Origin of the sequence: Malikia sp., assembly GCF_028687635.1 — a bacterium.
Taxonomy (GTDB): domain Bacteria; phylum Pseudomonadota; class Gammaproteobacteria; order Burkholderiales; family Burkholderiaceae_C; genus Malikia.
Map to the genome: position 1 here is coordinate 21,822 of NZ_JAQTZS010000024.1, position 24,078 is coordinate 45,899.

The 24,078-nt window shown below is 67.3% G+C and carries 20 protein-coding genes and 1 pseudogene; 6 read left to right on the top strand and 15 right to left on the bottom strand.

What is annotated here, in order from left to right:
* Positions 1-2 precede the first annotated feature (2 nt).
* The 14 genes and pseudogenes from PHR85_RS12305 to PHR85_RS12370 form a co-directional block, all read right to left on the bottom strand.
* A complete protein-coding gene (locus PHR85_RS12305) occupies positions 3-242 on the bottom strand; it encodes a thioredoxin family protein (RefSeq protein WP_300054683.1) in 240 nt (79 codons plus the stop codon).
* Positions 243-270: 28 nt separating this feature from the next.
* On the bottom strand, positions 271-1,716 hold the full coding sequence (locus tag PHR85_RS12310) for a permease (RefSeq protein WP_300054685.1): 1,446 nt from the start codon (positions 1,714-1,716) through the stop codon (positions 271-273).
* A 59-nt stretch (positions 1,717-1,775) separates the two neighbouring features.
* A complete protein-coding gene (locus PHR85_RS12315) occupies positions 1,776-4,604 on the bottom strand; it encodes a cation-translocating P-type ATPase (RefSeq protein WP_300054687.1) in 2,829 nt (942 codons plus the stop codon).
* Positions 4,605-4,636: 32 nt separating this feature from the next.
* Positions 4,637-5,347 (bottom strand): arsenical resistance protein ArsH, encoded by a 711-nt coding sequence (gene arsH, locus PHR85_RS12320; protein WP_300054715.1) that lies wholly within the window; start codon positions 5,345-5,347, stop codon positions 4,637-4,639.
* A 102-nt stretch (positions 5,348-5,449) separates the two neighbouring features.
* Positions 5,450-5,785 (bottom strand): annotated as a pseudogene (gene arsC, locus PHR85_RS12325) (arsenate reductase (glutaredoxin)); the annotation flags it as partial.
* A gap of 19 nt (positions 5,786-5,804) precedes the next feature.
* Complete coding sequence (gene arsB, locus PHR85_RS12330; protein ID WP_300054689.1) at positions 5,805-6,860, bottom strand: ACR3 family arsenite efflux transporter; 1,056 nt, start codon at positions 6,858-6,860, stop codon at positions 5,805-5,807.
* Positions 6,861-6,958: 98 nt separating this feature from the next.
* The gene (locus tag PHR85_RS12335) at positions 6,959-7,453 is read right to left on the bottom strand and encodes an arsenate reductase ArsC (RefSeq protein ID WP_300054690.1); all 495 of its coding nucleotides are present in this window, start codon (positions 7,451-7,453) and stop codon (positions 6,959-6,961) included.
* Between the two features lie 10 nt (positions 7,454-7,463).
* On the bottom strand, positions 7,464-7,793 hold the full coding sequence (locus tag PHR85_RS12340; RefSeq protein WP_300054691.1) for a helix-turn-helix transcriptional regulator: 330 nt from the start codon (positions 7,791-7,793) through the stop codon (positions 7,464-7,466).
* Positions 7,790-9,028: an organoarsenical effux MFS transporter ArsJ gene (arsJ, locus tag PHR85_RS12345; protein ID WP_300054693.1), complete on the bottom strand. Its 1,239-nt coding sequence runs from the start codon at positions 9,026-9,028 to the stop codon at positions 7,790-7,792. The genes PHR85_RS12340 and arsJ overlap by 4 nt, the downstream gene beginning before the upstream one ends.
* A gap of 3 nt (positions 9,029-9,031) precedes the next feature.
* Positions 9,032-10,075, bottom strand: a complete 1,044-nt coding sequence (locus PHR85_RS12350) for an ArsJ-associated glyceraldehyde-3-phosphate dehydrogenase (protein ID WP_300054695.1) — start codon at positions 10,073-10,075, stop codon at positions 9,032-9,034.
* A gap of 101 nt (positions 10,076-10,176) precedes the next feature.
* Positions 10,177-10,917, bottom strand: a complete 741-nt coding sequence (gene queC / locus PHR85_RS12355) for a 7-cyano-7-deazaguanine synthase QueC (protein ID WP_300054697.1) — start codon at positions 10,915-10,917, stop codon at positions 10,177-10,179.
* Positions 10,918-10,966: 49 nt separating this feature from the next.
* Positions 10,967-11,467, bottom strand: coding sequence for a hypothetical protein (locus PHR85_RS12360; RefSeq protein WP_300054699.1), 501 nt, complete (start codon positions 11,465-11,467; stop codon positions 10,967-10,969).
* Positions 11,468-11,585: 118 nt separating this feature from the next.
* Entirely contained in the window at positions 11,586-12,170 is a 585-nt protein-coding gene (locus tag PHR85_RS12365; RefSeq protein ID WP_300054700.1) for a hypothetical protein, read from the bottom strand.
* A 43-nt stretch (positions 12,171-12,213) separates the two neighbouring features.
* On the bottom strand, positions 12,214-12,681 hold the full coding sequence (locus PHR85_RS12370; RefSeq protein ID WP_300054702.1) for a hypothetical protein: 468 nt from the start codon (positions 12,679-12,681) through the stop codon (positions 12,214-12,216).
* Positions 12,682-13,027: 346 nt separating this feature from the next.
* Between PHR85_RS12370 and PHR85_RS12375 the strand changes: the two genes are divergently transcribed.
* Genes PHR85_RS12375 through PHR85_RS12395 form a run of 5 tightly spaced genes read left to right on the top strand, consistent with a single transcriptional unit; the run spans position 13,028 to position 19,496 of the window.
* On the top strand, positions 13,028-14,485 hold the full coding sequence (locus tag PHR85_RS12375; protein WP_300054704.1) for a sigma-54 dependent transcriptional regulator: 1,458 nt from the start codon (positions 13,028-13,030) through the stop codon (positions 14,483-14,485).
* A 12-nt stretch (positions 14,486-14,497) separates the two neighbouring features.
* Positions 14,498-15,241, top strand: coding sequence for a fimbria/pilus periplasmic chaperone (locus PHR85_RS12380; RefSeq protein ID WP_300054706.1), 744 nt, complete (start codon positions 14,498-14,500; stop codon positions 15,239-15,241).
* 56 nt (positions 15,242-15,297) lie between these two features.
* On the top strand, positions 15,298-17,793 hold the full coding sequence (locus tag PHR85_RS12385; protein ID WP_300054707.1) for a hypothetical protein: 2,496 nt from the start codon (positions 15,298-15,300) through the stop codon (positions 17,791-17,793).
* Positions 17,790-18,674, top strand: coding sequence for a hypothetical protein (locus PHR85_RS12390; protein WP_300054709.1), 885 nt, complete (start codon positions 17,790-17,792; stop codon positions 18,672-18,674). Before PHR85_RS12385 ends, PHR85_RS12390 begins: the two co-directional genes overlap by 4 nt.
* A 12-nt stretch (positions 18,675-18,686) precedes the next feature.
* Positions 18,687-19,496, top strand: a complete 810-nt coding sequence (locus tag PHR85_RS12395) for a response regulator (RefSeq protein WP_300054711.1) — start codon at positions 18,687-18,689, stop codon at positions 19,494-19,496.
* Here the strand turns inward: PHR85_RS12395 and PHR85_RS12400 are convergent.
* A complete protein-coding gene (locus tag PHR85_RS12400) occupies positions 19,473-22,712 on the bottom strand; it encodes an ATP-binding protein (protein WP_300054712.1) in 3,240 nt (1,079 codons plus the stop codon). The genes PHR85_RS12395 and PHR85_RS12400 overlap by 24 nt on opposite strands.
* A gap of 174 nt (positions 22,713-22,886) precedes the next feature.
* On the opposite strand from PHR85_RS12400, the gene PHR85_RS12405 reads away from it, so the two are divergent.
* A complete protein-coding gene (locus tag PHR85_RS12405; protein ID WP_300054713.1) occupies positions 22,887-23,951 on the top strand; it encodes an ABC transporter substrate-binding protein in 1,065 nt (354 codons plus the stop codon).
* Positions 23,952-24,078: the final 127 nt, after the last annotated feature.

A 24,078-nucleotide genomic window follows, 5' to 3' on the forward strand; every position in this document is an offset into this window, starting at 1 on the left:
GCTCAGGCGCTGGCCAGCCAGCCCTGGACCTCGGCCACGGTCGGAATGCGACCGCTGCTGACCAGCTTGTCGTTGATCACCAGACCCGGCGTCGAGAGCAGGTCATAGGCCATGATCGCCTGCATGTCGGTGACCTTGACGAAATTGGCCGCGACACCGGCCTGGGTGGCGGCGTCGCGCGCGATGGCTTCGAGCTTCTTGCAGTTGGCGCAGCCGGAACCGAGAATCTTGACAGTCAGCATGGTACTTTCCTTCGATGGGTAAGGTGCTTTAAACGGGAGTGGACCGGCGCTGACGCTGCCTGAGCCAGGCCAGGCCGGCGCCCAGGACGGCAATGAACAGGCCCAGCGCCAGGCTCAGCGGCAGCCAGCCCAGGCCATCGACCCAGGCGCCGTACAGCAGGCCGGCGCAGAGGCTGAACACGGCCACCAGGCTGACGTAGGCGGCGGTCTTCTGGCGTCCGATCACGGCCGCGACCATCAGCATGCTCTGCAGGCTGAGCTCGGGGTCGGCCATCAGGTAGGCCAGCAGCGGGCCGGGGTGCATGCCGAGGTCGAGGAACATGCGCGCCACCGGCACCTCGACCAGGGTCGGAAAATACATGAAGACGCCGAAGAACACCGCCACCGCGTTGGCCAGCAAGGTATTGCTGCCAGCCAGCGACTCGATCCATTCCGGCTTGATGAGTTGACGCACCATGCCGACGATGAAGACGCCGACCACCAGCAGCAGGAAGATCTGCTTGACGAAGCGCCAGGACTCCCACAGCCAGGCCTGGCGGTCATCAGCGCCGAGTTGCCGCGCGAAATGCCAGCAGGCCCAGAGCGAGGCCGCCACCGCGAACAGGCGGCCGGTCAGTCCGAGCTCCAGCCCGCCGGCCACGGGCGTCAGGCGCAGCGCGGCGACCAGCAGCGTGGTCGCGCTCAGTCCCAGCGTGACCCAGGTCCAGCGGTTCGGGCCCTCGATGATGTTCTCCATGCCCTTCCAGGCGGTGGCGGCGATCAGCAGCAACAGCGCGATCAGCACCGAGCCCTGGAAGCTCACGCCCTCCTCGCCCTTGGCGGCGTCGAACGGCACCCAGCCGAACAGCGTCGCCTGCCAGGCCGAAGCCCAGGACAGCGGCAGGCTGAGGGTGGCGAAGGTCTCGGTCAGCGGCCAGAGCTTGAGCGTGCCGGCGATCAGCACCGCGACCAGCGACAGCAGCAGCCGAGTCGCCGCCGGGCCGATGCTGGCCTGCTCGGCGAACAGGGTGTCGGTCTGGGCGTCGTGGCGGGCGTCATCCCGCCAGAACAGCAGCGCCATCAGCAGCCCGATGCCGATGCCGAACAGCAGGCAGAACAGGACCCGGGCGGCGGCGAACTCCGGCCCCAGGATGCTGCCGGTGTAGGCCAGCGCCATGATGTTGCCGGCCGGCGCGAAGAACAGGAAGGTGATGGCGGGCCCGATGCCGGCGCCCTTGCGGTAGATGCCGGCAAACAGCGGCACGATGGTGCAGGAGCAGACCGCCAGCAGCGAGCCCGCGGCCGCGGCCGCCGGATACGAGACATGGGCCGGCGTGCTGCGCCCGAGCCAGCGCGTGATGCTGGCCTTGGGGATCAGCGCCGCCATCGCGCCGGCAATGAAGAAGGCAGGCAGCAGACACAGCAGCACATGCGCGGCCAGATAGGCAGCCAGACTGCCAGCGCCGCCATTGAGCAATTTCAGCACGAGATCCATCTTGGCCCTCCCCGGGTCAGGTTTTCATTCTAGACAGGATCGACTCAATCCGGACAGTTTCAGCGGCCGCGCCCGGCATCCCGGCGCCGCAGCCAGAGCTTGCGCAGCTCGCTGAACCACAGCACGGAGCTGCCCATGGCGACGCACAAGCCCCATTGCGCGAGCGTCAACGGCACGGTGCCGAACGCCAGGTTCAGCCAATGCCATTCCACCACCGCCAGCTGCAAGCCGGCGCCCAGCGCCACGGCGGCCCAGAGCAGGTGGTTGTCGAACAGACCCCGGAACGCGCTGACCGACTCGGAGCGGGCATTTAAGGTGTTGAACAGCTGCGCGAACACCAGCACCGTGAAGGCCGCCGTGCGCGCGCGCTCCAGGCTCTGGTCGCCGGCCAGCCAGCCGCCGGGCAGCAGCAGGTCGAGCGTGAGCAGGGTGGCGAGCGCCATCACCAGACCTGTCTGCAGCACCCCCGACCACATGCGCGCGTCGATGATGCGCTCGTCCGGGCGGCGCGGCCGGCGCGCCATCACGTCGGCGCCATGCGGGTCGACCCCCATCGCCAGCGCCGGACCGGAATCGGTGACCAGGTTGATCCACAGGATCTGCGTCGCCAGCAGCGGCAGCACGACGGCGCCGCTGGCGTCGATCAGCCCGAGCGCTCTGGCACCGAGCACGCCCAGGAACACCGTCAGCACCTCGCCCATGTTCGACGACAGCAGGTAGCGCAGGAACTTGCGGATGTTGTCGAGGATGCAGCGCCCCTCGCGCACCGCCGCGACGATGGTGGCGAAGTTGTCGTCGGCCAGGATCATCTTGCCGGCCTCCTTGGTGACCTCGGTGCCGGTGATGCCCATCGCCACGCCGATGTCGGCCGACTTGAGCGCCGGCGCGTCATTGACGCCGTCGCCGGTCATGGCGACCACATGGCCCTGCGCCTGCAGCGCATCGACGATGCGCAGCTTGTGCGAGGGATCGACCCGGGCATAGACCGAGGTCGATCGCACCGCCTCGGCCAGCCCGGCCTCGTCGAGCGCGTCGAGCTGGGCGCCGGTGAGCGCGGTGCCACCGGCCTCGATGATGCCGAGATCGGACGCGATGCGCGCGGCCGTGCGCGGGTGGTCGCCCGTGATCATGATGATGCGGATGCCGGCGCGCTGCGCCTCCTGGATCGCGGCGGCCGCTTCGGCGCGCGGCGGATCGATGATGCCGACCGTGCCGACGAAGATCAGCTCCCGCTCCAGCGCCTCGCCGGCCTGTTCGTCTTCGCCCGGTGCCAGCGGCCGGTAGGCCACCGACAGGGTGCGCAACGCCGCATCCGACAGCTCGTCCACGTCGGCCAGGGCACGGGCGCGGATGGCCTCGCTCATCGGCACGACATCCATGCCGACCCGCGCGGCGCTGCAAAGCCGCAGCAGCACATCGGGCGCGCCCTTGACGATGATCACGCGCTGGTCCTCGTGCTCGTGCTCGTGGTCGAGCGCGAGCACCGCCATCCGCTTGCGCTCGGAGGTGAACGGAATCTCGGCGATGCGCTCGAAGCGCTCGCGGCGCTGCTCATGCACGCCCAGCTTGCGCTCGGCGACCAGGAAGGCGGCTTCGGTCGGGTCGCCCTGGATCACCCAGCTGCCATCGGCCTGCTGGCGCAGGTCGGCATTGCCGGCCAGGCTGCCGCCGCTGAGCATCAGCACCAGTTCGCTGTGCAGGGGACCCGGCTCGATCAGCCGGCCCTGGTGCCGGATATCGCCCACCGGATCGTAGCCCACGCCCTCGGGACAGCTGCAGCCGGAAGCCGTCATGACGCGCTCGATCGCCATCTCGGAGCGGGTCAGGGTGCCGGTCTTGTCGGTGCAGATCACCGAGGCCGAGCCCAGGGTCTCGACCGATGACAGCTTCTTGACGATGGCCGACCGGCTCGCCATGCGCTGGACCCCGATCGCGAGCACCAGCGACAGGATGGCGGGCAGGCCCTCGGGCACGGCCGCCACCGCCAGCGACACCCCCAGCAGCAGCACGGCCTCGACATCGGCCAGGCTGCGGATCTCGGTCATCAGCAGCACCGTGCCCACCACCACCACGGCGATCAGCAGCACGGCGCGCCCGAGCATGATGCCGATCTGGCGCACCTCCTTCTGCAGCGGGGTCGCCTCGTCGGGCGTGGTGGCGAGCAGATGGGCGATGCGGCCCATCTCGGTCGCCATGCCGGTGGCGGTGACCAGCGCCAGGCCGGTGCCCTGGACCACCGCCGTGCCCTTGAACACCATGTTGGCGCGTTCGGCCAGGGGCGTGTCCTGCGGCAGCTGGGCAACATCCTTGAGCACGGCCTCGCTCTCGCCGGTCAGCGAAGCCTCCTGCACCCGCAGCGCGTTGGCCTGCAGCAGCCGCGCGTCGGCGCCGATGCGGTCGCCCTCGGACAGCCGCAGCAAATCGCCGGGCACCAGTTCGGCGCTCGGCACCCGCAGCGGCATGCCGTCGCGCAGCACGGCCGAGGTGACGGCGGTCAGCCAGGCCAGGGCGGCGGCGGCGCGCTGCGAGCGGACTTCCTGCAGGAAGCCGAGCAGCGCGTTGAGCAGCACGATGACCAGGATCACCAGCGCGTCGATCGGCCAGCCGCGCGCGCCCTCCACCCCCCAGAGCAGCAGCGTGATGCCGACCGCCGCCAGCAGCAGATAGACCAGGGGATCGTGGAACTGCGACAGCAGATGGCGCCAGGCCGGTACCGCAGCCTCGACCCGCAACTCGTTGGGGCCGAAGCGCTCGCGCCGCTGCCGGACCTCGGCCTCGCCCAGCCCGCGCCCGGGCTCGACGCCCAGCCGGTCCGCCAGCGGCTTGGGCTGCTGGCTCCAAGCGGCAGGCGCCAGCTCGGCATCCGGCGCTATCGGTGGCTGTGACATCAAGTTCCCCCTGGTTCGTGAACGGCCCGACCTCAGAGGGCCGACTGGTTGACGCGCTGCATCAGCATCTCGGCGCTTTCCTTGCGCTCGCTGTAGCGGTCGACCAGATAGGGTGCCACATCGCGCGTCAGCAGGGTGAACTTGACCAGCTCCTCCAGCACGTCGACGATCCGGTCATGGTAGCTCGACGGCTTCATGCGGTCGTTCTGGTCGAACTCCAGGAAGGCCTTGGCGACCGAGGACTGGTTGGGAATAGTGAGCATGCGCATCCAGCGCCCCAGCACCCGCATCTGGTTGACGGCGTTGAAGGACTGGCTGCCACCGCAGACCTGCATGACCGCCAGCGTCTTGCCCTGGGTGGGCCGGATCGCGCCCACGCTCAGGGGAATCCAGTCGATCTGCGCCTTCATGATGCCGGTCATGGCGCCATGACGCTCGGGCGAGCACCAGACCATGCCCTCGCACCACTGGGTCAGCTCGCGCAACTCCCTGACCTTGGGATGCGTCTCGGGGGCGTCGTCGGGCAAGGGCAGCCCGCTCGGGTTGAAGATCCGGGTCTCGGCGCCCATGGCCTGCAGCAGGCGGGCGGCTTCCTCGACCAGCAGCCGGCTGAAGGAGCGCTCGCGCAGCGAACCGTAGAGCAGCAGGAAACGCGGCGCATGGGTGGACGATGTCGGCGGGCGCAGCTGCTGCGGGTCGGGCACGCGGAAATGCTCGGCGGCCAGCTGCGGCAGATCCGCCAGGGGATGCGCAGCCGGCAGGACCCGGCGGCCCTCCGCGTCGATGACGACCTCGCCGTCCTCCTTGGTGAACGGCCCCTGCTGCGGATTCGGCAGGATGTCGAGCACGGCCTCGGACGGCCGGCACAGCTTGACACCCAGCGGCGTCACCACGATCGGGCGCTGGATCAGGATCGGGTGCTGGCCGATGAAGTCGAGCAACTGCTCGTCGGTCCATTTCGGATTGCCAAGGTCCAGCGCCTCATAAGGCGTGCCCTTCTTGCGCAGCAGGTCGCGCGCGGTCATGTCCATGCGCAGCAGCAGCACCTTGAGCTCGTCGCGGCTTGGCGGGGTCTGGAGGTACTCGATCACATTCGGCTCGACGCCGCTGTTGCGGATCATGGCTAGCGTGTTGCGCGAGGTGCCGCAGCTGGGGTTGTGGTAAATGGTGATGCTGGACATTGGGATTTTCCTTACTTGCTCAGGACTGCATCGCCGAGGAGAAATGCCGGCGCTTGAACCACAGCGACAGGTTGACCAACGCGATCATGATCGGCACCTCCACCAGCGGCCCGATGACGGCGGTGAATGCCGCTCCGGAGTCGATGCCGTAGACCGCGATCGCCACCGCGATGGCCAACTCGAAGTTGTTGCTGGCGGCCGTGAACGAACAGGTCGCGCATTTGTCGTAGCGGATGCCAACGCCCTTGGCGACATAGAAAGTCAGCAGGAACATGACCACGAAGTAGATCAGCAGCGGAATGGCGATCCTGACCACATCCATCGGAATCGTGACGATCAGCTTGCCCTTGAGGCTGAACATCACCACGATGGTGAACAGCAGCGCGACCAGGGTGATGGGGGCTATCCTGGGGACGAAACGCTCGTGGTACCACTGCTTCGAGACGAACTTGAGCATGACAAAACGCGTCAGGAAACCGGCGATGCAGGGCAGGCCCAGATAGATCAGCACGGTGCTGGCGATCTGCCCGATCGAGATATTGATCTCAGAGCCCGACAGGCCGAAATGCGGCGGCAGCACCGTGACGAAGAACCAGGCGTAGACGCTGTAGAACAGCACCTGGAAAATCGAATTGAAAGCGACCAGGCTGGCAGCGTACTCGGTCGAACCCTTGGCCAGATCATTCCACACGATCACCATCGCGACGCAGGGCGCGATGCCGATCAGGATCAGGCCCACCATGTAGTCGGGGTTGTCGGGCATGAAAGTGACGGCCAGCGCAAACATCAGCAACGGCCCAACCACCCAGCTTAGGAACAGGGACAGCCCCAGCACCTTGATGTCGCGGAAGACATCCGGCAGTTCCTCATAGCGCACCTTGGCGAACGGGGGGTACATCATCAAGATCAAACCGAGCGCGATCGGAATGTTGGTCGTCCCTGACTGGAAGCCGTTGATGAATTCCTCGATGCCCGGCACGAAGTAACCCAGACCCACGCCCAACGCCATGGCGGCGAAGATCCAGAGGGTCAGATACCGGTCCAGGAAGGAAAGTTTTTTGGTGATTTCGCTCACGGCAGGCTCAAGGTTAAATGGAAGTTCTGGCACGGGATAAAGCAAAAAACCTGGGCTGAGGGTACAGCCCAGGCCTTGCGGTCCCGACGGGTCGCGGCTCAGGCCTGACCGATACGGTTCAGCTCGGTATTCAGCGACAGCCCGCTGAGCTTGTCGAAGGACAGGTTGTTGAACAGCGAAATGCGGCGATTCAGCACCAGGAAAGCATCAGCAAAAGCCTTGCTCTGGCTGGCCTCGTCGCCTTGCACGGTCACCGGATCGGGAATGCCCCAGTGCGACGAGATCGGCTGACCCGGCCAGACCGGGCAGGCCTCGGCCTTGGCGTTGTCGCAGACGGTCAGCACGAAGTCCATCCGGGGGGCATCGGCAGCGGCGAACTCGTTCCAGCTCTTGCTGCGCAGGTTCTCCACGGGATAGTGGTTGCGCTGCAGCAGCTCGATCGCATAGGGATGGACCTCGCCAGCCGGCCGGCTGCCGGCGCTGTAGACCTCGAAGCGGCCCATGCCCTGCAGGCGCAGGATGGATTCGGCCATGATGCTGCGCGCCGAATTGCCGGTGCAGAGAAACAGGACATTGAAGGTACGGGAGGACATGCTCAAGCTTTCAATAGGTGCTGCATTGCAGCGGGAGGGAGGTATTCAGGCAAGGTTCGCCGCCGCAGCAATTGGCGGTCAGGAAACCCAGCAAGTCATTCATGGCATCGATCTGGGCGCGGTAGATGATGTGGCGGCCGTCGCGCGCCTGGCTCACCAGGCCGGCGTTGACCAGCTCCTTCATGTGGAAGGAGATCAAGGTCGGCGCGATGCCCAACGCCTTGCCCATGCGGGTCGGGGTCGCGCCCTCGCGCCCGGCCACCACCAGCAGCCGGAACAGGCGCAGGCGCGATTCCTGCGCCAGGGCACCCAGCGCCTTGACCACTTCGGCGTCGTTCATGCTGCCACTCCTGGCGCTTGGACGCGTGTCGTCGGCAACCCGAGCGTCACCAGCCAGCAGACGACCAGCATCACGGCCGAACCGATCAGCGCATACAGCAGCCCACCCCACTGGTAGAGCAAGCCCGACAGCAGCGTGCCGATGAAGCGGCCCAGCGCGTTGGCGGCGTAGTAGAAGCCGACATCCTCGGCCGCCTTCTCGGAGCCGGCATAGGCCAGGATCAGGTAGGAGTGCACCGAGGAATTGACCGCGAAGGCGAAGCCGAACAGGCCCAGGCCACCGACCACGACCCATTCGAGGTTCGGCAGGTCGAGCGCGACGGCGGCGGCCAGCCCGACCGTCATCAGCGCCAGCAAGGCCGACCACAGTCGCGCCGCCGGCACCTCGCGGCTCAGGCCGTCGGCGCTGCGCTTGACGATGCCGGGCGCGGCAGCCTGCACCAGGCCATAGCCTATGGTCCAGGCCGCCAGGAAGGTACCGACGCCGGTGAAGTTCCAGCCGACCGAATAGAGGAAGACCGGCAGGCCGACCACGAACCAGACATCGCGCGCGCCGAACAGTACCACCCGCGCGGCGGCCAGCGCATTGATGCCGGCGTTCTTGGCGAACAGCTCCTTGGCCGACTTGGACGCCTTGCTCTTGCCCATCAGCGTCGGCAGCGAGGTCGTGACACCCAGCAGCACCAGCGCGAGCAGCCCCGCCATCGCCCACAGCGAAGCTTGAAAACCCAGCGTCTGCAGCAGCAGGCCGCCGAGGAAGAAGCCGATGCCCTTCATCGCGTTCTTGCTGCCGGTGAACCAGGCCACCCACTTGAACAGCTGGCCGGCGCCCTGCTCCTTGGCCTGCGCCTGCGTGACCTTGATCGCCGACTTGGCAGAGGTCTTGGTCAGGTCCTTGGCCACGCCGCAGATGCCCTGCGACGCCACCACCCAGGCCACCGACATGGCGGCGGTCCAGCCCGGATCGAGCAGCGACAACAGCGTGAAGCCCGCGATCTGCGTCACCAGGCCTACCGTCAGCATGCGGGTGATGCCGTAGCGCGTCGCGAGCCAGCCGCCGATCAGGTTGGCCAGGATGCCGGCCGCCTCATAGAGCAGGAACAGGAAGGCCAGCGTGACCGAGGAATAGCCCAGGCGGTAGAAGTGCAGCAGCACCAGCATCCGCAGGGCGCCGTCGGTCAGCGTGAAGCCCCAGTAAGCGGCGGTGACGATGGCGTAGTTGCGCGCGGCATTCATTACTTAGATCCCGACCTGTTCCATGTGACAGGCCAGGTCGACCATGCGGCAGGCGTAGCCCATCTCGTTGTCATACCAGGCGTAGACCTTGAGCAGGGTGCCGTCGGTCACCAGGGTCGAGAGCGCATCGACGATCGAGCTGCGCGTGTCGCGCGCGTAGTCGGCGCTCACCAAGGGCTTTTCCTCGTAGCCCAGGATGCCGGCCAGCTCGCCCTCGGCGGCGGCCTTGAACAGCGCGTTGACCTCCTCGGCGCTGGTCTCGCGCTTGAGCTCGAACACGCAGTCGGTCAGCGAGGCATTGAGCACCGGCGCGCGCACCGCGTAGCCGTTGAGCTTGCCCTTGAGCTCGGGATAGATCAGCGCGATCGCGGTGGCGCTGCCGGTCGTCGTCGGAGCCAGGCTCATCATCGCGCTGCGGGCACGGCGCAGGTCCTTGTGCGGCGCATCGACCACCAGGTTGGTATTGGTCGGATCGTGGATGGTGGTGATCTGGCCGTGCCGGATGCCGATGTTCTCGTGGATCACCTTGACCACCGGCGCCAGGCAGTTGGTGGTGCAGGAAGCCGCGGTGACGATGCGGTCGCGCGCCGGGTCGTACTGGCCCTCGTTGATGCCGACCACGATGTTGAGCACGCCGCCGGTCTTGACCGGGGCCGCGACGATCACGCGCTTGGCGCCACGGTCGAGGTGGCCGCGAATGATCTCGGGCGTGAGGAACTTGCCGGTGCATTCGAGCACGACCTCGACCCCGAGCTCGCCCCAGGGAATGTCGGCGGGATTGGCGTGGCTGCTGAAGGACAGCTTCTGGTCGCCGATGCGGATGCCATCGTCACCCTCGGCCTCGATGTCGGCGCGCCACCGGCCCTGCACCGTGTCGAAGGCCAGCAGATGGGCGGTGGCGGCAGCGCCCCCCTTGAGCTCGTTGAGGTGTACGACCTCAAGCCGGTTGCCGGCGCGCGGATCGTCGGACTGACGCTCGGCCGCGCCGAAGGCGGCGCGCAGCGCCAGACGGCCGATGCGGCCCATGCCATTGATACCCACTTTCATGTCTTGCCCTTGAGTGACGCAAATAATTCAATATTCATTGAATTATTGCAACATCCTGTGACAAAGACATGACGATTGGCCCTGCGGGCCAGCAGCGGCCCTCAGGCGCCTGGGTCTGCCGCCATGGCGACCCGCCAGCGCTGCCAGCCGCGCGCGCGCAGCTCGCAGGCCGGGCAGCTGCCGCAGCCCCAGCCCCAGTCGTGGCGGTGTTCGCGGTCGCCCAGGTAACAGGTGTGGCTGTGCTCGACGATCAGGTCAACCAGCGTCTGGCCGCCAGCGGGGGTACCGGATGCAGCACCGAGCTGCTCGGCCAGCGCCCAGGTCTGTGCCTTGTCGATCCACATCAGCGGCGTCTCGATCAGCAGGCGGCGGTCCAGGCCGAGCGAGAGCGCGACCTGCAGCGCCTTCATGGTGTCGTCGCGGCAGTCGGGGTAGCCCGAGAAGTCGGTTTCGCAGACCCCGGTGACGATCACCTGCAGGCCACGACGGTAGGCCAGCGCCGCCGCCAGCGTCAGGAAGACCAGGTTGCGTCCCGGCACGAAGGTGTTGGGCAGGCCGCTGGCCTCGATCTGGAACGCCATCTCGCGCGTGAGCGAGGTCTCGCTGACCTGGCCCAGCACGCCGACGTCGAGTACATGGTCCTCGCCCAGCCGTTCGACCCAGGCCGGAAACTGGCGCCGCAGTTCGCCCAGCACCTTGAGGCGGGCGTCCATCTCGACCGCGTGGCGCTGGCCGTACTGGAAGCCGATGGTTTCGACGCGCTGGTAGCGCTGCAGGGCATGGGCCAGGCAGGTGGTGGAGTCCTGCCCGCCCGAGAACAGGACGAGAGCGGTGTGGTGCATGGCCACTATGGTAAGCGCGGAAACATCGGCCAGCGGCCGATCAGGCGGCTCACTTGGCCGCGATCACCAGCGACAGGTTGGCGGAGTAGTCGCCCGCCGTCGCGTTCACGCTGCCGGGAATGGAGACCAGCAGGTTGCCCTGGCGGCCGAAGTAGGCTTGATCGCGGGTGGCCACCAGCTGCTCGCTGCCATTGGCCGCCACCCCGTCATAGCGCAAGGTGTAGGGTGCCGCCGCGGCGCCCGCGGTAGCGCTGCGCAACTGGTTCGAGCCGCCGGTGCTGATCGTCACGGTATAGCCATGGCGCGCGTTGCAGTTCTCGGTCACGATGCCCACCACGACATCCTTCTCGCCAGCGCGCAGGTCCAGGCTGCTGGACTTGGCCGTCGGTGCGATATCGACCGTGCAGTTGATCGGCACCGAACCACGCAGCTCCAGGCTGGCCGAGGCCTTTTCGTCAGCCATCGCCAGGGTCGCGACCACCAACGTTGCCAGCACGGCCGCTTCCACTGCCATGTGCAGCGTCAGTCTTGGGAGGTGGTCACGGTTCATATTGAAGCCACTTTACGCTGAAATACCAGGAGCATGCGATGCGTATCGCCTAGTTCATTCTAGATTCTAGCAGCCACCAGGGCCGCGACCGGCACCAGAATTGCATGCGGCCGCGGATTCACTTGGCGGCGATCACCAGGCTGATGCTGTCCGAGTAGTTGCTGGCGATGGCCTGGGCATTGGCCGGAATGTTGATCAGCAGATTGCCCGTGCGACCGAAGAAGGCGCCGTTGCGGATGGCGCTGAGGCCGGAGGCGATCGAGCCGGTCGCATCGTCGTAGCTGGCGGTGTAGCTGGTCAGTGGTGCGCTGGCATCGCCGCTGCGCAACTGGCCGCCGTTCCGCGAGCTGATGGAGACGGTGTAGCCGCTGCTGGAGTTGCAGGTCTCGGTGATCACGCCCACGCTCTGGTTCTGCTCGCCGGCCTTGAGGTCCAGGCTGGTGGTCTTGGCGGTCGCAGCGATGGTGACGGTGCAGCTCACGCTCACCTGGCCCGCCAGATTCAGGCTCGCACCACCAGTAGCTCGTTGGATCGAGGAAGCATTGGCGGTCGTGCCAGCGGTGCTGCCTCTCAGGAACGCGGCATTCGGATTCGCATGATCGTAGGCCGGCTGCGCGGGATTCGCCTGCGAGGAGGCCGCGAAAACCTGGCCTGCGCCGCAGGCAAGGGCGACCCAGGTCGTCAGGAGTCGAACGGATTTCACGATGCTTGAGCGAATGGCCTGCGGCTATGCGGTAGGCTGAATCTTACTTGGCGGCGATCACCAGGCTGATGCTGTCCGAGTAGTTGCCGGCGATGGCCTGGGCATTGGCCGGAATGTTGATCAGCAGATTGCCCGTGCGGCCGAAGAAGGCGCCGTTGCGGGTGGCGGTCAGGCCGGAGGCGATCGAGCCGGTCGCGTCGTCGTAGCTGGCGGTGTAGCTGGTCAGCGGTGCGTTGGCATCGCCGCTGCGCAACTGGCCGCCGTTCTGCGAGGTCAGGGAAACGGTGTAGCCGGTGCCGGAGTTGCAGTCCTCGGTGACCGTGCCGATGGTCTGGTTCTGCTCGCCGACCTGGAGGTTCAGGCTGGTGGCCTTGGCCGTCGGGCTGACCGAGATGGTGCAGTTCAAGGCCACGGTGCCACGCAGATCCAGCTGAGCAGTGGTGCTCTGGGCGCTGGAGGAAAAGCTGGCGGCGGTGGCGGCGAACGCGATAACCATCTTGGCAGTGCTCATTTTCTTTATCCCTTGAGAAGTCTGTGGTGCCCAGCCGGAAATGCCCTGACTGGCTGATGCCATCCTTGATTGCAAGACGCGTGCCAACCATGAAAAACATGAAGGCTTGATGAAAATCAAGCGCTTGCAACGGCAGACAGAACCCACTGAACTCTTGCAACTGTTGCATTTTGCAAAAAATAAGATAAAAATTGCAAAACGCAAGAATCCGGGAACTTCATCGAGCCACCCTCGATCGAAGTACATCAACCCGGCTGCCGCTACCATTCAAGGCATTGCAGATTGCAGTGAAATCATCTTGACTGGGCGCCGCCCGGCCTGTCAGCCTACCCCGAGCCAGCTTCCCATGTCCCGCCCTTCCTTCCCCGGCTACCGCGCATTGATCGTCGAGGACGTGTTGCCGCTGGCCATCCAGTACCGGGCCTACGTCAAGCCGCTGGGCATCGAGACCGTGGTGGCCCGTTCCGTCGCCGATGCCGCGGGCAAGATCGAACAGGGGCCCTGGCATGTCGCCCTGGTCGACATCAAGCTCCCCGATGGCACCGGCTTCGACGTCATGGAGCGGCTGCAGGCACGCTGGCCCGACTGTGCCGTCATCGTGATCAGCGCCGAGGACTCGAAGGAGACCGCGGTGCGAGCGGCCGATGCCGGCGCGCTGGACTTCATCGAGAAGCCGGTCGACCCCGACCGCTTGCGCATCACGCTGCGCAATGCCCTGCGGACCGCGGCCCTGAACGCCGAAGTCGACCAGCTGGCCCCCGGCAAGCGCGGCCAGTTCTGCGGCTTCGTCGGTGACAGCGCGGCCATGCGGGTGGTCTACCAGACCATAGAGACGGTGGCCAGCAGCCGGGTGCCGGTCTTTGTCCAGGGCGAATCAGGCACCGGCAAGGAGCTGGCGGCCGAGGCCATCCACCAATGCAGTCCCCGGGCCCAGCGTGCCCTGGTGCCGATCAACTGTGCCAGCATCCCCACCGGCCTGATCGAGAGCGAACTGTTCGGACATGTCAAGGGCGCGTTCACCGGGGCCACGTCCGACCGCAACGGCGCCTTCATCGAGGCCGACCAGGGCACCCTGTTCCTCGACGAGGTCGCCGAGCTCGACCTCGAGGTGCAAGCCAAGCTGCTGCGCGTCTTGCAGACCGGCGAGGTCCGCCGTCTGGGCGAGACCCGTCAGCGCACGGTCGATGTGCGCCTGATCAGCGCCACCCACCGCGACCTCTACGCCATGGTCAGGGCCGGACAGTTCCGCGAGGATCTCTACTACCGCCTGCACGTGGTGCCGGTGGAGCTGCCGCCGCTGCGCCAGCGCGGCAAGGACATCCTGCTGATCGCCGATGCCGTGCTGAACCGCTATGCCCGCGAGGACCACCGGCAGTTCAAGGGCTTCACCGAGGAAAGCAAGGCCCTGCTGCTGGGGCATCCATGGCCGGGCAATGTGCGCGAGCTGATCAACACCATCCGCGCGGTGGTGGCCATGCATGACGGCGAACGGGTCGAGGCCGGCATGCTGACCAGCCGGTTGCAAGCCGAGCGACCACCGGCGCCGCCACTGCTGGGACCCGCCCTAATCGCCCTTCCCGCCGCCTCCCTGCCAGTGGTCAAGGATCAGGCGGCCCCTGCCGGCCCCGCCGGCATCCTGCCGCTGGCCTTGGTGGAGCGACAGGCGATCGAAATGGCCTTGCGCGCGTTCGGTGGCAACATCACCCGGGCCGCCAAGGCGCTGCAGGTCAACCCCTCCACGATTTACCGGAAAATGGCAAGCTGGCTGACCCTGGAAGGGCAGGCCGGCGACGCAGCCAGCTGAAAGTTCCACGACATGCGTTTCCTCAAGTTCAGATCCCCGCGCCAGCCGCATCACGGCCCGCTGGCGGCAGCCCTGGCCCTGGCGGCTTGCTGCGGCCCGGCCACCGCGCTGACCTTCACCCCGATCGAAATGGACTTCAGTCCTTCCGGTCGCGGCGCCACCCAGACCTTCCGGCTGGTCAACAACGATGCCGAAGCCGCCGCGGTCGAGATCTCGATCAAGTCCCGCGCCATGGCCCGCAACGGCGAGGATGTCCTGGGCGAGGCGGATGACCAGTTCAGCATCTTTCCGACCCAGGTGGTGCTGCAACCCGGCCAGGTGCAGAGCGTGCGGGCGCAGTATGTCGGCGAGGCCGCCATCGAGCATGAAAAGGCCTTTCGCCTGATCGCGGAACAGCTGCCGGTGGACGTCGGGCAGGCCCCGCAGACCGGCGGGCGCATGCGGCTGCTGGTGAAGTACGTCGCATCGGTCTATGTGCTGCCGCGCAACGCCAAGCCGTCCCTGACGGTGACTGAGGCCAACCTGCGGGAGGCCAATGGTCAGCGCTGGCTGGAGGTCACGGTCCGCAACGAGGGCAGCAGCCGCAAGATCCTCAAGGATGCCACCCTGCGCATCGGCGAGCTGAGCCTGAGCGGCTCGGCGCTCAACGGCATGGAGGGCGAGAACCTGCTGGCCCAGACCACGCGCGTCTTCCGCCTCCAGGCCCCCGCCAAGCTGACCACGATCCAGACGCCATTGCGACTCGTGCTGGATTGATGCGACTGCGTCCCTGGGCTCGGATCCGCCGACAGCGACGGCGACGGCGCACGGCCATGTGGCTGTGCGCCTGCAGCTGGCTGCTGCTGCCGGCAGGCGTGGCGGCCCAGAGCAGCGCCGCCCCCGACAGCACGACCATCTTCCAGCGCGCCTTCGGTCAGCGCCAGCAGCCCAAGGTACAGCGGCTGGCCTTGCCGGTCTCGGTGGATGGAAAGGAGCTCGGCCTGGTCGGTGCCGAAATCAAGGGCGCTCAGGTCGAGCTGCAGCGCAAGAGCCTGACCGAGCTGCTGAAACCGCTGCTGCAAGCCCGATTGCTTGAGCAGCTGCGGGCGCCGGACGCCCCGCCCCGCATCGCGCTGGAAGAGCTGGCGCAACTGGGCCTGGAGCCCAGCTATTCAGCGGATCGAGTCACGCTCGACATCGAGGTCCCGCTGGCCTTGCGCCCCGTCCAGACCCTGAGCCTGAGTTCGCGCGTGCAAGACAGCGGTGCCGACGCCGGACTGAAGATACTGCCGCAAGCCTGGAGCTGGATCAGCAACCTGCGCTGGAACCTGTCGCTGCAAGACAGCGGACAGGACAAGAGCCAGTCTCAGCGCCTGTTTGTCGACAGCGCGGGACGCTGGCACGAATGGGTCATGGAGAGCAGCGCCACGGTGGGCGGCATCCACTCGCCCTCGTCCGCCTCGCTCCAGAGCCTCAGGCTGAGCAGGGACTGGGCACCGCAGGCGCTGCGGCTGAGCCTGGGCGATATCACGGCCATGGGCCAGGGCGGCGGCAGCGCCCAGGCGCTGATGGGAGTGGGCCTGGCGCGCCTGTTCAGCCTCAATCCCGCACTGGCGACGCAATCCCTGCCGACGGCGACGCTGGCCCTGCCCAGGGGCGCCACGGTGGACGTCAGTGTCAACGGCCTGCCGTCGAGCACGCTGCGCCTGCCTCCCGGTGTCTACCGGCTCAACGATCTGCCGGTCTTCGCGGGTGCCAATGCGGTCGATCTCATGATCACGGAGCCGAACGGCCAGGTCAGCCACCGCAGCTTCGACTACTTCTTCAGCTCATCCCTGCTGCGTCAGGGTGTGAACGAATACGACCTCGCGCTCGGCTATCCGATGACATCCGGCGGCAACGGCCGCCAGTACGACAGCGGACAGCGGGTGTTGACCGGCTGGTGGCGGCGCGGCTGGAGCGAAAGCCTCAGCGCCGGCATCAGCCTGCAGGCACGCAGCGGCGCCAGCAGCTCGGCCAGGCTGGCGGGGCTGGACGCCGTCGTCGCCACCCGACTCGGCGACTTCGCCGGCTGGCTGGCGCGCAGCCAGCACCGCCAGTTCGGCGGCCAGGCCGGCAGCCTGCAATGGCGCTGGAACAGCGCCCTGCAACAGCAGGCAACCTACAGCGTGGCAACGCTGGTCCAGCTCAGTCGGCAAAGCGAGGGCTACGCGCCAATCGGCTCGGAACTGCCCGGACCCGCGCGCCACGATGTCGGACTGCGCCTGAGCCTGCTGTGGTCCGACGGCTGGCGTGGCTCGGCGGGCATGCTGCGCCGCCACAACGACAGCACGGGCGACGACAGCCGCGACCGCTCCCTGTCGCTGCGTCGGCGCATCAACCGTCACTGGAGTGCCGAGTTCACGCTGGGCTGGCGCCGCCTGAACCAGGAACAGGACCGCAACATCGCCTTCCTGCTGACCCACACCGGCGTCGCTGACAGCAGCGGCGCGGACCGGGACATGCTCTGGCAGAACAGCGCCTCGGTCCAGAGCGAGGACCGCCGACTGCAATGGGACGGTCTGGCGAGCGGATCAGGCAGCTGGCTCGACAGCGAGGCCATCTGGCAGCTGGGCGCGGGCCTGGCCGATGCACGCTCGGGCCAGGACCGTACGCTGCAATGGCGCGCGCAGCACGGGCGTGCCGAAGGCAGCGTCTTCCTGTCCGAGCATGTGACCGGCATGGGCACCACCAGGGTGCTCGACACGACCGTGGGCGCCGCGATCGTGGGCTCGGGCGAAGGCGGCTGGAACTGGTCGGCGCCGGTGCTGGATTCGGCCGCCCAGTTCAAGCCCTACCGGGGCTACGAAGGCTTGAAGCTGCTGATCGACCCGCAAGCCGATCGGGCGGTGCTCACGAGCGACCGCTTCGGCATGCCTCCGCTGACCAACCTGGGGGCTTACGTGCCGAGACCCCTGCAACTGGATTTCGAAGACCTGCCCTCGGGCCGCAGCATGGGCATGGACCGCCCGGTGCTGCTGCCGACCTACCGTTCGGTGCTGGTCGTTCCGGTGGGCTCGAACGCCCTGACCCGGATCCAGGGCCGATTGATCGGGAAGAACGGACAGCCGCTGGCCCTGCAATCCCTGCTGCTGCGAAACACCCAGGGCCAGACGATGGACCTGTTCACCAACCGCAGCGGACAATTCACCAGTCCTCAACTGTCTCCGGGCCGTTACATCCTGCAACGCCCCGAGGAAAACACCGTGCTGGCCAGCTTCGTGGTGAACGACGACGACCAGGCCCGGCTGGACATCGGCATCTTGCAAATCGAAGGAGACTCGCCTTGAAGACACTGCAACACCTGGCGGCGCGCTGGTGGCTGTGCTGCGCCGGTGCACTCCATGCGCCCGCCGCCATGGCGGACTGCATGCTGGAGATACCCGCGACGGTGGTGCTGGGCCGCTACGACCCCGCTGCCACACAAGCCACTCCGGAGAGCTGGCAGCTGACCGTCAGGTCCCGCAATCCCAAGACCGGCTGTCGAGCCAGGCTGCAAGTGGAGACCGCCGACCAGACCAGCAATCTGCTATCGCTGGGCAACGACCCGACAGGCCTGCGCGTCACCCTGTCGCAGGATGCCGCGGGCAGGCAAGCGATACCCGTGGCGCCGCAGGACATGACCTCGGTCCAGCTCGATCTCGACCGGCAGGCGTCGATGGTGTTGTGGGCCACGCGTGGCACCGGACAATGGATCAGCCCAGGCCTCTACCGCGGCAGCCTGCGCCTGACCCTGCTCGACGAGCAAGGCCAGACGCTGGATCGGCGCGACGTCGAATTCAAATCCATGATTCACTCGGTGGTGCACGCGCAGTTCGGCCAGTCGAATTCGGCTTCCGGCCTCAACTCGACCCGACTGGATTTCGGCGAACTGAGGCAGGGCGCGCGGCGCAGCGCCGCGCTGGCGGTACAGGCCAACACGGGCTACACGATCACACTGAGCAGCGCGAACGGCGGCAGGCTGGTCCACAACAGCCTGGCCCAGGGGCGGGTGGCCTATCAGCTGCGGCTGGACGGCAGACCGGTCGCCCTGAACCAGCCGATCGCCGGCCTGTCGGCCAATCGTCCCGGCCGCCAGAGCCACGACATCGAAGTGGAGATCGGGTCGATGCAGCAGGTCCTGGCCGGAGAGTACCGCGACAGCCTGCTCATCACCATCAGCGGCCAGTGAGAAAATCCCCCCATGAGCACGCCTGCCACCCAATTCCCGCCCGACACCGACCCGGACCTGCGCCAGCGGCATGTGCTGCTGGCCGACGATCAGGTCATCAGTGCCATGATCGTCGGCAAGTGGCTGGGGATGCTGGGCTGCACCATGGAGCGGGTCGAGGACGGCCAACAGGCCGTCGAGCGCTGGCAACAGGGCCGCTTCGACCTGATCCTGATGGATGTGAAGATGCCCGTGCTCGACGGCCTGGAGGCCACCGCGCGCATCCGCGCACTGGAGCCCGCCGGCTCGGCTCGCACGCCGATCGTCGCGCTGACGGCCGGCGCCTCGCCGCAGGATCGCGACTCCTGCCTGGCCGCGGGCATGGACACCCATACCGTCAAGCCCACCACCCTTGAAACCCTGGCCGCCGCCATGCGCGAGGCGCTGCGCCTGGCCGCATCCACCGCGGCCGCCGCCCCGCCCCAGGCAGCGCTGTCCGAGGCGGCGCCGGGCTGGGCCATGGACCTGGAGCGCCTGCGCGAGAACCTGGGCCACGACGAGGAACTGCTGACCGAGTTCATCGAGGCGATGCAGATCGAGCTGAGCCTGCGCCTGCCGCGGCTGCACGCCGCCAGGCAGGCGACCGATGCCCGCCAGAGCCAGGAGCAGGCCCACGCCCTGCGTGGCGCGCTGGGCAGCGTGGGCGCCGAAGAGGCGGTCGCGCTGACCCGCGCGCTGGAGCGCGAAGCCGGCGCCGGCGACTGGGACGCCTTCGGGCAGACCCTGGCGCGACTGCAGACACAGGTCGAGGCCATCAGGTCAGCGCTCGCCAGCGTCCGCTGAGGGAGGGCCGAGCGGCCTGCCCGCATCAGCCGCCCGCAGCCAGACGTCGATCGCCGCCAGCACCGCGTCGAGGGCCTGGCAGAAATCCGCCAGCAAACCCGCGTCACGCTGTTGCAGCGCGGCCTCGAACGACATGGCCAGCTGCCGCAGGCGATCGGCTCCCAAGGTCGGTGCCAGGCCCTTGATGGTGTGCACCAGGCGCGCCGCGACATCGAACTGCTGCAACGCCAAGGCCTGTTCGAGCTGGGCGCGCGCCGACCCGAACTGCTCCGAAAAGCTGGCCAGCACCTGGCGCAGCAAGTCCATGTCTCCAGCCAGCGCCTGCACGGCAGCGTCGATGTCCAGCACCGCCCGGGCAGGCCCGGCCGCCTGGCTGGCCACCGGGCACCCTGCCCCGTCAGCGTCCGGCTGGCGTGGCGCGGCAGGCGCGATCCATTGCAGCAGCGTGTCGGCCAACAGGACGGGATCGATCGGCTTGGTGATGTGATCGTCCATGCCGGCGGCCTGGGTGGCGCGTCGATCGACCATGCGCGCCGCCGCCGTCAATGCGATGATCGGCACCCGAGGGCCAGACTCGGTCGCGCGGATGGCACGCGAGGCGGTCAGCCCATCCATTCCTGGCATCTGCAGGTCCATCAGGATCGCATCGAAGCGGCTGCCGCTGGCCAGCTCGATCGCGCGCTGCCCGCTGTCCGCGGTCTCGACCTGCAAGCCCATCTTGCCCAGATAGCCGCTGGCCACCAGCAGGTTGGTGGGGTTGTCGTCGACCACCAGCACCCGGGCGCCCCGGATCGGCGCCGCCCGGCTGGCCAGCTCGGACCAGCTGGCCGGCTCATGGGCCGGCGGCAAGCCCATGGCCTCGGGCATGGCCCCGGCACCATGCCACAGCTGGCCCAGCCTGACCGTGAACCAGAAGCTGCTGCCCTCGCCTTCACGACTGCTGACGCCGATCTCGCCGCCCATCAGTTCGACCAGGTGCCGGCTGATGCTCAGGCCCAGGCCGGTACCGCCGTATTGGCGCGTGATCGAGGCATCGGCCTGCTGGAAAGGCATGAACAGCCCCCCGATGCGGTCTGGCTCGATGCCGACACCGGTATCCGTCACGGCAAAGCGCAACAGCGCGTGGGCGGGCGTCTGTTCCAGGCAAGCGACCGTCACCCGTATCGAGCCCCGCTGGGTGAACTTCAGCGCGTTGCCCAGCAGGTTGTTGAGCACCTGCAGCAGGCGCAGGGGGTCGCCCTGCAGCACCTCGGGCAGCTCCGGGTCGGGCTCGAACAGCAAGGTCAGCTGCTTGCGCTGGGCCTGGAACTCGAACAGGGTGGCGCTCTTGCGCAGGATCTCCTCGACCCGCAGCGGTATGGATTCGAGCTGCAGCAAGCGGGCCTCGATCTTGGAGTAGTCGAGGATGTCGTTGAGCACCCCTAGCAGCGCGGTGCTGGCGGTATGTATCTTGGCCAGGTAGTCGCGCTGCTGGGCACCGAGCTCGGTATCGAGCAGCAGATTGGTCAACCCTATGACCATGCCCATGGGGGTACGAAGCTCGTGGCTCATGTTGGCCAGGAACTCGCTCTTGGCGTCGTTGGCAGCGGCGAGTTCGGCCGTGCGCGCTTCCAGGCTCTGGCGGTAGCGCTCCAGCTCGGCATCCACCGCCTTGCGCTCGGAGATGTCGCGCTGCACGACCAGCACGAAGGTCTGCCCCTCCCATTGCGCCCGGCTCAGCGAGACCTCGGCGCAATAGCGGCTGCCGTCCCGGCGCTGGTGCTGCGTCTCGTAAAAGCTGCCCTCGGCATCCACCTGTGCGAGCAGGCGACCGACCTCCTGCTCACCGTGACGGACGTCCCATTCGTGCAGATGGCGGCCCGCCATCTCGTCGTGACCGTAACCCAGCATCTCGGCTGCCTTGGAGTTGCACTCCACCACCCGGCCCTGCGCGTCGCAGATGACGATGCCGTCGCGCGCATGCTGGAACAAGGCCCGCCGGCGCGCGGCCTCGCTGGCAATCGCTTCCTGGCTGCGGCGCTGCAGCTCATCCTGTCCGGCAATGGTGTCGAGCAGCTCGTTGAAGTCCTGCCCGAGCTGAGCGAGTTCGTCCGATCCGCCGGGCAAGACCACCCGCGCGTCGCGCTCACCGCGGTGCACCGCCTTCATCGTGTCGCCGATGCGCTCGAGCCGCCAGGTCAAGGCCCGGCCGGAACGCAGGAACAGCACCGAGATGATCAGCATCGTCAGCGCCAGCAACAGGGAAACGCCTGCCAGCATCAGGAACGAATCACGCTGGTAAGGCGCGCGGGGGAAGCCAACGCCCATCATCCCCACCCGCCTGCCGTCGCCATCGATCAATGCCTCGAAGCCCGCGACATGGCTCTCGCCGTCCTCTTGCAGCAGGCCCAGCCAGGTCTGACCAGCCCCCATCACGGTCTCGATGACTTCGGGCGCGGCAGCCTTGCCAACCGGGCGCTGGCCCTCCAGGCGCTGCGAGCTCGCCGCGATGCTGACGCCGTCGTGGTAGATGGCGGTCAGGCCCTCGACGTTGTCGAGCAGGGTGCCGATCGGATAGATCAGCTCGCGCATATGCTCGATGAGCGCATAGTTGTGGTTCAGCAGGACGCCGCCGACCAGCACCGCGTCGGGCATCTCGACCGACAGCGGGAAATGCGCGGCCGCGTTGATGAGCAGCCCGTGCTCGGCCATCGGCCCGACCACCCCGTCGCTGCGGCGCGACGAGAGCAGCTGATCGGGGAAATGCGGCGACAGGACCCGCAACTGCTCCACCGTGTATTGCTCATAGGCGGAGCTCGTGACGCCGATGCGTGCCTGGCGGATCACATAGGAGTCGGGCAGACGACTGCCGGGCAGCACCCCCATGCTGCTGCCCACCACCTGGCCGTCCACCGTGGCCACCAGCAGGTAATCGAGCCCGCTGCCCTCGGCCGCTGCCTTCAGCGTCCGGTCGAGGGCTTGCTCGTCAGGCCGGCGCCCCATCGCCTGGCGGGTCGCCTCCTGCAGCGGCTCCGAGCGCACGAGCTGCTCCATCCGCTTGCTGTTCTGGGTCTTGAGCTGGTCCAGATAGTTGTGTGCGCCGGCCAGGTTGCTGCGCAGGGTGGCGTGCAACAGGCGGTTGGTCCGCTCGCCGCCGCCGACCGCCAGGATCCCGATCACGATCGGGAATGCCACCAGCAGCGGCATCAGGCCCAGCAGCAGCATGCGCGTGCGCAACGAATCGCGCCAGGACCGCCGCCCCCCCGCCAGCAGACCATGCAGCCGGCCAAGCCAGGAAGGCAGGCGAGCGGGGGTCGCCTCTGGGGGTGCGCTTGCTGCCGTCATCGTGGTGGATAGAATCAAAAAATGAATAAAAAATTGATTCTATTGGCGTTATTTTTTGGCGCAGCCTTGACCGGCTGCAGTCCCAAGGAAGCCGTCAAGATTGGATTCATCGGTGGCCTGACCAACCGGAACTCCGACAACGGCCAGGCCGGCCTCAATGGCGTCACCCTGGCGGTCGAACAGTTCAACCGCAGCGGCGGCCTGAACGGGCAACTGGTGGAGCTGCTGGCCAAGGATGACGCCCAGGACCCGACAACCGCCGCGCGCTCGGCCCGTGAGCTGGTGGAGGCCCGCGTCGAGGCCGTGATCGGCCCGTTCACCAGCAGCATGGCCTCGGTCATTGTCCCCATCACCGGCCAGGCCGGCATCCTGCAGATCAGTCCGACCATCACCTCGATGGACTTCTACGGCAAGGACGACAACCTGTTCCGCATCAACCGCACCACCCGGGACAACGCCAGCGACTACGCCAAGGTCATGCGGAGCCTGGGCCAGGTGCGCACCGCGCTGGCCTTCGACACCCGCAACCTCAGCTTCAGCAGCTCCTGGCTCGAAGAGTTCCGCAACGCGGTCAAGGCTTCCGGCCGCAGCCTGGCCGCCGAGATTCCCTACGAGTCCGGCGACCAGGCCGACTTCGCGGCCGTGGTGAGCCAGATGCTGACCAGCAAGCCCGACAGCCTGATCTTCGTCTCCGGGGCGCTGGACGTGGCCCGGCTGGCCCAGCAGGCCCGCAAGCAGGCGCCCAGGCTGCCGATCGCGGCGGTCGAATGGGCCGCCACCGAGCAGTTGACCGAGCTCGGCGGAGAGGTCGTCGAAGGCCTGCTGATCCTGCAGAACTACGACCGCGATGACAGCTCCGAGCACTACCGGGAGTTCGCCGACGCCTACTACAAGCGCTTCCAGCGCCAGCCGGGCTACAGCACGGTCGCCGCCTACGATGCCGCGACGGTGGTGCTGAAGGCACTGAAGAACCGCAGCAGCGGCGAATCCCTCAAGCAGGCCGCCTTGCGCAACAATCCGTACCAGGGGCTGCAACAGACCATCAGCTTCGACGCCAACGGCGACACCCGACGCAAGATCTTCTTCACCGAGATCCGCAACGGCAAGTACGTCAAGCTCAAGGGCCAGTGAGCAGCAATTCTCAATTTGGACTCAGGGAGGGGCAGGCGGGGGCTGTGGCCCCTCGGTCAGGCCCAGGATCATGAACTCAATCATGGCTGACCAGCTGGGGAAATGGCAGTAGGTGGTCAGTGCGCGC